We start from the raw sequence: 13,258 nt of genomic DNA, 5'->3' as shown, positions 1-13,258 counted from the left end.
GCCAGTATTGCCAATCGTGTGTCCTATTTTCTAAACTTACACGGTCCCAGTATGACGTTGGATACGATGTGTTCTTCATCTTTGACTGCGATCCATTTGGCCTGCCAGGATTTAAAAGAAGGTCGTACGGATTTAGGAATAGCAGGAGGTGTTAATGTTAGCGTTCACCCGAATAAGTACTTGATGTTAAGTACGGGTCAGTTTATTTCCAGTGATGGTCATTGCCAGAGTTTTGGAGAGGGGGGAGATGGTTATATTCCTGGAGAAGGAGTAGGTACCGTTATCTTAAAGCGTCTTTCCGAAGCGGAAAGAGATGGCAACCATATTTATGGTATCATCAAAGGAAGTTCCTTAAATCACGGAGGTAAGACCAATGGATATAGTGTTCCGAATCCTAAGGCCCAGGCGGATGCTATCCGTCAGGCGTTGGCAGTGTCGGGTACGGACCCGCGTCATATCAGTTATATAGAAGCCCACGGTACAGGAACCAAACTTGGGGATCCGATAGAGATATCCGCCCTTACCAAAGCATTTGAGGGAGCTACGGATGATATTAAAACAGGTTATTGTCAGATAGGTTCCGCCAAGTCTAATATAGGTCATTGCGAATCTGCAGCCGGTATCGCTGGTGTTACCAAGGTATTGCTACAGATGCGTTACCGTCAGATAGTTCCTTCGCTACACTCGAGTCGTTTAAACCCCCATATAGATTTTGATAAAACACCATTTATTGTCAACCAGAAACTCCGGGATTGGGATGCCCCTGTGTTGAATGGAAAGGAGCTACCCCGTATAGCCGGTATTTCGTCTTTTGGGGCAGGAGGATCAAATGCCCACTTGATCATAGAAGAATATATTGGTTCAGAGATACCTTCCTTTAACGGATCGAACTCTGAGTTTATGATCCCATTATCAGCAAAGAAGCCATTGCAATTAGAACAGAAGGTAAATGATTTATTGGATTTCCTTCGCTTTTCAAACAAGGAGGAGGATTCCCTGGAGCTTAGAGCTATGTCTTATACGCTTCAGGTAGGTCGTGAATCGATGGATGAACGTGTTGGTTTTGTGGTTAGCTCTATTGATGAGTTAATTCAAAAACTGGAATCTTATCTAAAGGGTACGGATGATATAACAGATATTTATCGGGGTCAGGTTAAACGTGACCGGGATTTGCTTTCAGGTTATGCAACTGGAGGATTGGACTTGGAACAAATGGTTCGTCAATGGATAAAAGATCGTAATTATGCATCATTGATAGAGGTGTGGAGCAAAGGTCAGGATATTGACTGGCAGAGGTTGTATGTAAATACCCATCCCAAACTAATGAGCCTTCCTACATATCCATTTGCAAGGGAGCGATACTGGATAGATATAGTAGATAGTAAAGAATCAATAAAGGGTAAGGTTACTTCTGTACTTCACCCATTGCTTCACCGTAATATTTCAGATCTATCCCACCAGGTTTATAGTTCCACTTTTATAGGAGATGAGTTTTATACTTTGGGTTCTGGGAAGAATGAACTTTCTGTACCTGTGTATTTAGAGATGGCCAAAGCAGCGTTGGCAGACTCTTTACCAGAAAAAGAAAGCTTCATTACTGTTGAGTTCAGGGATGTTGTGTGGACTGGTCCTGTTGGAATCAAAGAAGATTTACGAGTAGCTATTGCTTTGCTTCCTCAAAGGGAAGAGGTTATAGATTTTGAGATTTATCATCCTGAAGGAGAAGAAGAGTTAGTGTATTGCCAGGGTAGTAGTGTTATATCAACAGGGTCTTCAAAGGCTGTTTTAGATATAGTTGAACTTAAGCGGCGAATCGGAAATGAAGGGATAAATAGTGCTTATGACCTTTCATTATCAGAGGTTGTGAGTGTATACGACAATAAGGAAGAATTATTGATAGCGTTGACCCTTCCGGAATCATTGATATCTGGAGAGGATATATATAGGTTAGACCCAACCATGTTTGAGAATGCTTTGCAGTTGGGAGGTCGATTACTATCAGGAGGAGATCATCAAATTTTTATTCCGATAGAGATAGCTTCTTTAAAAGTAATTGATAGTTGTTCTCGAGAGATGATTATTTGGATCCGTCCTTCGAATCAAACAGATACTTTGGATATCGACCTGTGTAACAAACAAGGTGAAGTATGTGTTCAAGCTTATGGAGTAAGCTATGAAGAAGAAGTTGAAACACTAGAGAAAAGACCAGTTAGAGGGCAAGAAACATCTGAGGTATCATTACCTTCAAAAGAGGTAATAAAGTTGCCAAAGGAGCTTCCCATACCTGTACGGGTTTTAAATACTAAGGATAATACAGTTATTTCTTCAGATAAAGATTTAGATAATGTACTGGTATCCAAACCTGCCAATATTTTATTACAACCAATAAAGGATTTACCAACCACAGTTATAGGGTCAGCAGTAGCACCAAAAGCACAGTTTATTCTTCAGACTTCTTTGAGAATGAACTTAGGATCTAATGATTCAAAGATAGTCTCTGATATAAAATTATATGATAAGGGTGAAGGTGTTTACAGCCTTGAGGTAGCTACAGAACAGGATAATTTACTTTCAGAAGAACTTATAGGGGATTTAGTACATAGCCTTAACTATGTAAAAGATCTTCCGGGATTAAAAGTTTTGATCGTAAGAGGAACGAATAAAACTTTCCTTCAGGGAGATCGTAACTCTTATAACGAGTGTTTAACTCAAGGGCTTTACCATACAGTAGCATCTTTTCCTTACCCTGTAATTGCAGAGATGCAGGGAGATGCAATGGGGGCAGGTTTCTTACTGGGCGCTTTATGTGATTTTATGATATGTAGTGAAACTTCTCGTTATAAATATACAAACCCTAAACAAGGATTGTTTCCTACTATAAAGGAAGAATTCCTGTTTGAAGAGCGTTTCGGAATTAATATAGCTAGATCTTTTTTATATAATATAGGAACAGAAACAGGTGCTAATCTAAAAGGAAAAGGTTGGAACATTCCAATAGTTACTTTGGATCAAGTAGGTTCTTATACAGAAGATCTTGTTCGATCTTTGAGTGAGAAACCACAAAACTCGCTTCGTTTATTAAAGCAACATCTCATTCGTGGTATAGCAAAACAGGTAACAGAATTAAAACAGGTTAACACTTTTAAGACGGAGGAATCATTAGCTGGATTAGAAACTAAGTTAACCACTCGCTCAAAATATATACAACTGGAGACTTCTATAGAAGGAGTGTTAACTGTTAAGATAGATACGGGATCTAAAAACTATAAGTTAAAGACGTTGATTTCCGGAATATCAGAAGTTCTGGATCAAGTAGAAAAGACACCGGTTTACAAGGTAATTATTCTTAGTAGTGTAGATGAAGGGTTTTTACGAGTATCTGATTTATCAACTTCATTAGAAGAAATCAGACAGCTTCAAGATATATTGATCAATGCTTCGGTACCTGTGATTGCAACCCTTGAAGGAAATGCCAGGGATCTGGGTTGGTTAATAGCTCAGAGTTGTGATGTTTGTATCTACCATACAGATGGGATTTATTGTGCTTCTGAATTGGTAGGAGTCCCGGAATTAGGCAGGTTATCTCTTCCGTTTTTTAATCGTGGCCTGGGATATTCTTTATCCCAGGAGATATTGCTTACAGGTAGAGAATATAGTGGTTCGGATTTAGAGGAACATACAGGTTCCGTACTGGTTTCATCAGATCCTATGACAGAAGTTTTGGAACAGGCGGGGTATTGGTCTTCACTTCCTTTAGAAGTTATAAGAAACTGGAAGAAGGTTCAGGCTTCAGAGCTGAGATCTGTATTAGAAGAATTACCCTTATGGACGATAAAGGAAGAAGAGGTTACAACATTTCCAGATGAACCAACAAGAATAGCCTTACAATCAGAAGTAATCAAAGCTATTTTACATCCTGAGGGTATTGTAGAGATCATTATGGAAGACCGGGAGGCAAGGAATATGTTTTCCGATGCCTTTATAGAAGGTATGATAGAGGTTTTTGATCATATTTCAGAATCTTCAACCTATAAGGTGGTAGTATTGACCGGGTATGATAGTTATTTTGCTTCCGGAGGGACTAAGGAGAGTTTAGTTGCGATCCAGGAAGGAAAAGCCAGGTTTACAGATACCAGGATCTTTCAACTAGCTTTGGATTGTAATATTCCTGTGATTGCAGTGATGCAAGGTCATGGAATTGGAGCAGGGTGGTCAATGGGTATGTTCAGTGATTTTCCTATCTTGAGTAAAGAGAGTCATTATGTAAGTCCTTATATGAACTATGGCTTTACACCGGGAGCAGGGGCAACCTTGATTTTTCCGGAGCGTATAGGACATGATCTTGCACGTGGTACCTTGCTTACAGGGGTTGAATATGCAGGTCAGACATTAAAAGAAAAAAGAATATCCTTACCGGTAGTATCCCGCAAGGAGATCAGTGAGTTTGCATTTACCTTGGTAAGAGACCTGGTTCGTAATTCGCGAAGTAGTTTAATTGCTTTTAAGGATCAGATGACGCGTTATATCAAGGATCGTTTAGAAGATATTTGTGCACAGGAGTTATCTATGCACGATAAGACTTTTGTAGGGAGTTTGGATACCCTGAAGCGTATAGAAGGTAACTTTAATACAACATCTGCAAGTAGAAAAGATAGATTACCTCTTATTAATACTGTAGTATCCACACCAGAACCTGTATCACAAGGTAAGTATACATTACCTATGATCATTGCTGATCTTAAAACATTATTGGCCGGGGAGTTACACTTGGAGGAGGAAGAGATAGATGAAGACAGCCAGTTTGTGGATCTGGGACTGGACTCCATTGTAGGGGTTACCTTTATCCGTAAGATCAATGAGAAGTTTGGTATTTCATTACAAGCAACGATTATATATAGTTACGCTACCCTTTCCGCATTGAGTAGTTATGTATTGGAAGAAACCGGGCAAGAAGAAAAAGAGGAAGTAGCACTTGTTGAGCAACCCGTATCTACTATTGCTTCAACAAAGGTGGTAACTACAGGTATTAGAAAACAGTCAGATATATTATCAGATTTAAGAGGATTATTAGCAGCAGAGTTACATCTGGAGGAGGAAGAGATAGATGAAGACAGTCAATTTGTTGACCTGGGGCTTGATTCTATTGTAGGGGTTACTTTTATCCGTAAGATCAATGAGAAGTTTGGTATTACATTACAAGCTACCATTGTGTATAGTTATGCCACTCTTTTATCATTAAGTGAGTATATACAGGGAGAGTTAGGAGTTGAAGAAGAAGAGGTACATCCCCCAGTTGTTAATTCCCTTAAGAAAGAAAAAACAGTACAGGTAAAGCAGTTTACCCGAAGAGTACTTACATCGATACGCAAGGGAAGGTCTTCACTTCGTACTACTTCAAATAGAGAAAAAGATAGTATAGGAGGCATAGCCATTATAGGTATGTCAGGTCAGTTTCCCAAAGCAGGGGATGTTGACGTTTTCTGGCAGAATATAGCTGAAGGCAGAGATTGTATTAGTGAAATCCCTGGAGATCGATGGGATATTGATCATTACTATCAGGCTGGAGATGCAACCCCAGGAAAAACCTATAGTAAATGGATGGGTGCCCTGGAAGGATATGATCTGTTTGATCCTATGTTTTTTAATATATCCCCGGTAGAGGCGGAGAGTATGGATCCGCAACAACGTTTGTTTTTACAGTCCTGTTGGCATACTATGGAGAACTCAGGATATAATCCACATAGTTTTTCAGGAAGTAAATGTGGGGTATATGTAGGATGTGCTGCAGGGGATTATCTTCAACAATCAAAAAAGCATCAGTTAAGTGCACAAGGATTTACAGGCGCTGCGGGTTCTATATTGGCAGCCCGTATTTCTTACTTTTTAAATTTACAAGGTCCTTGTATCTCTATGGATACTGCTTGTTCTTCTTCATTGGTTGCTATTGCCAATGCTTGTGATGCCCTGGTATCAGGTAGTATTGATGCTGCTTTGGCAGGAGGGGTTTATGTTATGGCAACACCTTCAATGCATATAATGAGTTCCCAATCCGGGATGCTTTCCCCAGATGGTAAATGCCATACTTTTGATCAGCAAGCCAATGGTTTTGTGCCTGGTGAAGGAGTGGGGGCGGTAATGCTCAAAAGAGTAGAAGATGCAGAAAAAGACGGCGACAATATCCTGGGATTGATCAGGGGATGGGGAGTAAATCAAGATGGAAAGACCAATGGTATTACAGCGCCAAATACAGAATCACAAACCCAATTAGAGCAACAAGTCTATGATCAGTTTGATATAGACCCGAATAGTATTCAGTTGATAGAAGCACACGGTACGGGTACCAAATTAGGAGACCCTATTGAGATAGAAGGATTACGTAAGACCTTTAAAAAATATACTCAGGAAAAAGAGTATTGTGCTTTAGGATCAGTAAAGAGTAATATAGGCCATTGTTTAACTGCAGCTGGGGTAGCTGGGGTTATTAAGGTAGTTCAATCCTTAAAACACCAACAGTTACCACCGACTATAAATTTTGAGCAGCTAAACGAACATATTAATTTGGATGATAGTCCATTTTATGTAAATACTAAGCTCAGAGATTGGAAGGTCAAGGAAGGTCAGCAACGACAAGCCGCAATCAGTTCGTTTGGATTTAGTGGTACCAATGCTCATTTGGTATTGCAGGAATATATTCCTGATTCCGGGAAAGTAACTCAAAAACCGGTTCAGGTTGTTAAGGAAAACGGAGCTTTTATGATCCCTCTATCAGCCCGATCAGAAGAACAATTACAACAAAAGGCATCAAACTTGTTGCGATTTATAGAAGAAAGAAAAGGATCCCTGGACTTGATAGAGGTGGGATATACGCTTCAGGAGGGTAGAGAAGCTATGGAAGAGCGTCTAGGCTTGATGATACGGGAGGAGAATGAATTGATAGAAAAACTTCAGGATTATATTCAAGGTAAAGAGAATATCTCTGGTGTATATCGAGGGCAGGTAAAACGAAATAAGGAAGGGTTACGCATCATAAGCCATGATGTTGAGATGAGGGATACTATTGTAGAGAAATATATAGATCAACAAAAACTATCAAAACTACTTGATTTATGGGTGAAAGGATTAGAGTTTGATTGGAACAAGCTTTATAGTTCAAAACCCAAACGTATAAGTTTACCGGTATACCCTTTTGCCAAAGAGCGATACTGGATAGAAGAAACGATAGGTAATACTATAAAAGAAAAAGAAAGAAACATAGAAGTATTACACCCTTTGGTGCATAAAAATATTTCTGACCTTCGACAACAATGTTATAATACTATATATAATGAGGAAAAATATTTTGTACAGAGTGATGACTTTCCAGGTTATAAGTTTATTTCATCAATGGCATTACTGGAAATGGCTCGAGCAGCAGTATTTTTAGCGAATCCCCCTCAAAAAGAATCAGAAGTTATTGAGTTGTCTAATATTTCCTGGGGATATCCAGTAGAGATAAAAAAAGAAACAGAAGTAAGGACTACCTTATTTGGAAGTAGTCCTTCGGGAGTGGAAATAGAAAAAGTAGATTTTGAAATCCACATAGCCGAAAACGAAGAAGAGTTAACATTTTTAAGAGGAAGTACATTTTATAGTCAAAACATAGAAACACCTAAAAAAGACCTTGAACAGTTAAAATCTCAAATGAATAAAGTTCTTTCAGGAACTAAAGACAATAATAAGTTGTCTAAAGATCCAGTTACAGCTATTTACTTGGGAGAGGATCAGTTATTGGCTGAAATAACCACATCATTTTTTGAAAACGAAGATCAAGAGGATTTGATACTTCATCCGGAAGGTATGGAAAGTATATTACAAGTCAGTAAGAACTTGTTTCCCGAATTAAAATCTTCCGAATTATACCCAGTATCATTAGATTATTTAAAGGTATGGTCTGCTTTGACAGGAGATATAGTTGTTTGGGCGCGAAGTAAAGATTTGGGAGAAATGAACCATAAACTGGATATAGATATTCTGGATCAAAAGGGTAACATCAGTGTTCAAATAAAAGGATTGTCTGTACAAGAATTTAATAAAGAAGAATCACTGATAGAGGTAGATGAAGTAATAGAAAATATTATTGATACAAAACAAGAGAATATTATAAAACAACCGGAAGAGTTATCTCAACATCTATATTATAGAGAATACTGGAAGGAAGAACCTCTTACACTTGATGAATCGTACATTAAAAATAAGCAATTGGTAATCTTTGCTGATGAGGAGTTCAGAAAGAGAGTGATAAAAGAAGATGATGAAGAAAAGTTTGCTCAATCAATCTATGTATATCAAAATTCGAAATACAATGAAGTTTCAAACAAGATTTACCATTGTCGTTTTAATAACATCATAGATGTTAAAAAAATACTCAATGATGTAGAGAGAAAAAGCAAAAAACCTATTCAATTGATTTATACGTGGGCAAAAGATCAGGGAGAAAAAGGAGTTCATGCGTTATTTAATTTATTTAAGGCGGTTAAGGAATCTAACCATCACATAGATGTTACTTTGGTTGGTCATTATGAGCCAACATCCGTGGATTCATGTTGGGATTACTCCTGGATAGGTTTTGAAAGATCATTAAAAATGGTATTGCCTAATAACCAGGTATCAATACTTTATACAAATACTCATTCGTGTACCCTTAATCAATTAACAGACATTAAACAACATTCCGGAATCATACGATATAAAGATCAACAAAGGTTTATATTGTCGTATAATTTAATAGATAATGACAATATTGTAAACGAATCCATATTGCAAAAAAATGGTGGTTATTTAATTACCGGAGGTATGGGCGAACTGGGCTTTCAGTTTGCAAAATTCCTGGCAAAAGAATATCAGGCAAAACTATTATTGTTAGGAAGGACTTCTTTAAACTCTGAAATAGAGAAAAAGGTTGATCAGTTAAAACAGGAAGGAGCTCAAGAAGTACATTATAGTTCTCTTGATATAAGCAATAAAAAAGCAATGACATCTCTCGGGAAAAACCTTCCGATTAGTATTACAGGAGTTATTCACGCAGCCGGTGTAGAAAGCGAGGAAATTTTCCATGAGAAAAAAATAAAAAGTATTGATAAGGTACTTCGATCAAAATCCAAAGGAACCTTACTCTTAGAAGAAGTTCTTGAAGGACAACCATTGGATTTTGTATGCTATTTTTCATCTTCAGCTGCCTTATTAGGGGATTTCGGATCATGTGATTACGCTATAGCTAATCGTTTTTTAATGGCGTATGCACAATATAGACAGCAAAAGAAATTAGGTAAAGGGAAAACTCTGGTAATCAACTGGCCATTTTGGAAAGAAGGCGGTATGGGCAAAAGAGATACTGAACAAGCTGAATTTTATCTGAAAAGTAGTGGTCAGGAGGTACTGAATACAGCAGAAGGAATTGAGATATGGAAGAATTTACTTCAAACCGATCAATTACAAACTATGGTACTTAAAGGAAAGCCGGATCGTACAAAGCAATTTATGGATAGGGTATATACCGTGGATCAGGAAGAAGAACCGTCTTCAAAAGTTCAAAATATTTTGCCTTATACTGGTAAAGGATGGAACATACAATATCAGGATTTTTCTTTGGGAAAATGTGCATACTCAGATCTGATCAAGCAAGTATCCATAAGTTTAAAAATACCTGTATCTAAATTAGATGGGATAACCAATTTGGTAGATTATGGATTTGATTCTATTAGCTTAACAACATTTGCCAAACAGTTGAATGAATATTTTTTACTGAATTTAACCCCTTCTATATTCTATAACTATCCTACTATTGAAAAGTTAAGTGAATACCTGGTTAATGAGTATCATAGTCATTTTGAAATGTTTTATAGTAAGCCATCAGATTTGATAAATGATAAAAAACACGTAGAAAAAATCAAATTTGAAAGAGATAAGATCAGATTCAAGAAACGTTTCATACAAAGTAGATCCAATAATACATCTGGTACTTTTGGTTTGTCAAGGGAACCTATTGCTATCATTGGGATGTCCGGGCGTTTTCCGAAGGCCAATGATGTAGATCAATTTTGGTCTATGTTAGAAAACGGAGAAAGTGGTATAGAACAAATTCCATTGTCCCGATGGGACTGGAGAGATTATTTTATAAATCCCGGTAATACAAATAACAAAATCAATACTAACAAAGGAGGTTTTATCAATAATATAGAAGGATTTGATCCCTTGTTTTTCGAAATAACACCAAGAGAGGCAGAAGCCATGGATCCCGGGCAAAGGATGCTTTTGATGGAAGCCTATAAAGCAATAGAAGATGCTCAGATCAATCCATCTTCATTGAGAGGAACATCAACCGGAGTTTTTGTAGGGATGGAAGAAAGTCAATATGACTCACTTGTTTCAGGAGAACAGGGTGTTGGAAATAGTGGAAATGCAATGATATCTTCAAGACTATCATATTTCCTGGATTTACATGGTCCTACAATTTCCACAAATACAGCTTGTTCTTCAGGTTTAGTAGCACTGCATCAGGCTATTTTAAGTTTAAGGAATGAAGAATGCGAATCTGCTTTGGTAGCAGGGATTTCTTCTTTGATCCTTTCTCCTGAATTTTATACAAAAATGAGCCAGGCAGGAATGCTTTCGCAGGATGGTGAATGTTACAGTTTTGCAAAAAAAGCCAATGGTATTGGAGCGGGTGAAGCGGTGGCAGTACTGATGCTAAAACCGTTGTCTAAAGCTGTTCAGGATGGTAACCGAATTTACGGAACTATAAAAGCCAGTGGAATTAACTTCGATGGTAAAACAAATGGAGTTACGGCTCCTAATGGAAAAAGTCAGGAAGAGCTGATTAAAAACACTTATGCCAAATACGATATAAACCCTAATGATATCTCTCATATTGTAGCCCATGGTACAGGAACAAAATTAGGAGATCCTATTGAACTTAATGCCTTGAATGATGCTTTTAAAAAGTTAAATAAAGAGCAACCTCCAACAAAAAAAGGTAGTTGTGCAATAACGAGTATTAAAAGCAATTTAGGACATACAATGGCAGCGTCAGGATTAGTAAGTGTCATTGGTTTATTAAAAGGGCTGGAACATGAAAAAATACCCGCAACAATTAATTGTGATGAAGAAAATGACTATATAAATTGGGAAGACAGTCCATTCTATATCAATAAAAAAACTACCCAATGGATAAAAGAGCCAGGAAAACCAAGGATGGGAGGAGTAAGTTCTTTTGGAAGGAGTGGAACAAATGCCCACGTAGTTATTGAAGAATATAATTCGAAAAAAACCGAAGATAAAACATCAGTCAATAATCCCCAAGATGATACAAGGGTAATTGTAGTATTATCAGCTAAAACAGAAGAACAGCTCAAACAAAAAAAGCAAGATCTTTTACAGCTTATAGATTCTCGTAATAAAAATGTAGATCTGGCTTCTCTTGCTTATTCATTACAGATTACCAGGGAGATTTTCAAAATTCGATTAGGTCTAATTGTTGGTTCTATAGAAGAGTTGACCGAAAAACTAGAAAGTTTACTGAATGAAAATCTAAGTGTTGAAAATGTGTATAAGGGAGAAGTAAACCCGTATGACACCTCTATCTCTTTATTTAATGCTGACACGGATTTACAAGGAACTATTGATAAATGGATAGAAGGTAAAAAACTATCTAAGTTACTTGAACTATGGGTGAATGGTTTAGAGTTGAATTGGGAAATGCTATACCCGAGTAATACCCCCAGGTTTATGAATCTACCTAAATATCCATTTGATCAGGAACGATACTGGATCAATAAAACGACTTCAGAAAAAGTGAATGGAAACCTTTCAATTCCGGTAAATGGAAATTATGAAATTATCGAAAACCTAATTGATCAGATCGAAAGTGAAAGTATAGAAACAGAACAAGGGATTGACCTATTAAAAAAATATAGTATTCACTAAATAATTTAAAGACACAGATCATGCAAAATATAAAAGAAACCATCATACCTCTGTTAAAAGAAGAATCTTCCACAATCATAAAAGGTGAAAATGGGATCACCACCATAACTTTTTATCGAGGAGATAAAGAACAAGCATCCAAAGCAATTCGTTCAAGGTTACACGAAATTGTTAATCATAATACCTGGTTAGTCGGGAGATTAGTCAAAAATGGGAAACATAAAAATTTACAACTAGCTTATCCATCTACCCCCATATCTGATGATATAATAGATCGTATTTTTTTTGATAGTCCTGCCCATATTAAAATTGGTTCGGAAACTGCGTATGAAGAATTGTTCAAATCAGCTAAACCGGCTATCGTTGAAAAAGGCGGAAAGCTGGTTAATAAACAAGGTCTTGTTAGTAGGTTGACAATAGTTCCGGATATGCATTCTACAGGAAAAGGATTTGCACTTATTTTTTCTATTTCACATGTGGTAGCAGATGGATATACATATTACAAAATATTTAATCAGTTATTTACAGATAAGCCTGTAGAATTGTTAGAAGTAAGGAGAAAACAAGATGCAGCCGATAGAGTTACGGAAATTGTAGGGAAAAAATCGTTTAAGTTTTTTCATTCAGCACCTTTTATTTTAAACCTTGTAGGAGGAGCTATTTTTGGCAAAAAAACAAAAAGTTATGGATTCTTTGTAGAACCTGAAAGAATCAATCAAGTCAAAACTCAAATAAAAGAAAATTCCGGATCAGGGGTCGATTATATTTCAACTAACGATATCCTAAGTTCAAGTTTTGCAAAAGTAACGAATTCCCGTATTTGTATTATGGCTGTTAACTTAAGAAGTTGGATAAAAGATATTGATAATGATCATGCAGGTAATTATGCTGGAGGGCTTTTATTTGATGATGACACAGGTTATCAACCTGTTAATATCAGAAAAGCTTTTCAGGGAGGATTACCAGTCCCAACTACTGCAAAACCACTTCCTAAGTTTTTTGAAACTTTACAAAGCAGATTCAGCTTGATAAGTAGTTGGGCTGATTTTCAAGAAAGCCATGAACTGAAAGGATGTGAGCAACTATTCCATTTACCTCTGTATGATGCCAAAAATGCTTTTCCTTTGGATGCTGCTGTAGTATTCAAAGCAAAGCCAGATCAATTGGCTGTTATATATTTTACAAAAACAGTAGAACGAGAGAAATTTTTATCTCATTGCGAAGTTGGAGATCCAATATCTTCAGCAACCTTCCACTAATAAAGTTGAAAATGTTTTCAACAACATCTTAAAACCTA

Annotated in this window: 2 protein-coding genes; both read left to right on the top strand. The window is 37.0% G+C overall.

Features of this window, described 5'->3' with window-relative positions; translation table 11 throughout:
* Positions 1–6 precede the first annotated feature (6 nt).
* Complete coding sequence (locus ACYEKI_RS15745) at positions 7–11,961, top strand: beta-ketoacyl synthase N-terminal-like domain-containing protein (protein ID WP_459212158.1); 11,955 nt, start codon at positions 7–9, stop codon at positions 11,959–11,961.
* A gap of 20 nt (positions 11,962–11,981) precedes the next feature.
* A complete protein-coding gene (locus ACYEKI_RS15740) occupies positions 11,982–13,220 on the top strand; it encodes a hypothetical protein (RefSeq protein ID WP_459212156.1) in 1,239 nt (412 codons plus the stop codon).
* The last annotated feature ends 38 nt before the right edge of the window (positions 13,221–13,258 follow it).

The sequence above is a fragment of the Aquimarina rhabdastrellae genome (assembly GCA_947387485.1).
GTDB lineage: Bacteria > Bacteroidota > Bacteroidia > Flavobacteriales > Flavobacteriaceae > Aquimarina.
This window is presented reverse-complemented; position numbering and strand designations above follow the sequence as displayed.

What these genes read in the sequence shown, in the direction of transcription:
- ACYEKI_RS15740 (WP_459212156.1), top strand. Translation starts at nt 11,982, where the DNA reads ATGCAAAATATAAAAGAAACCATCATACCTCTGTTAAAAGAAGAATCT.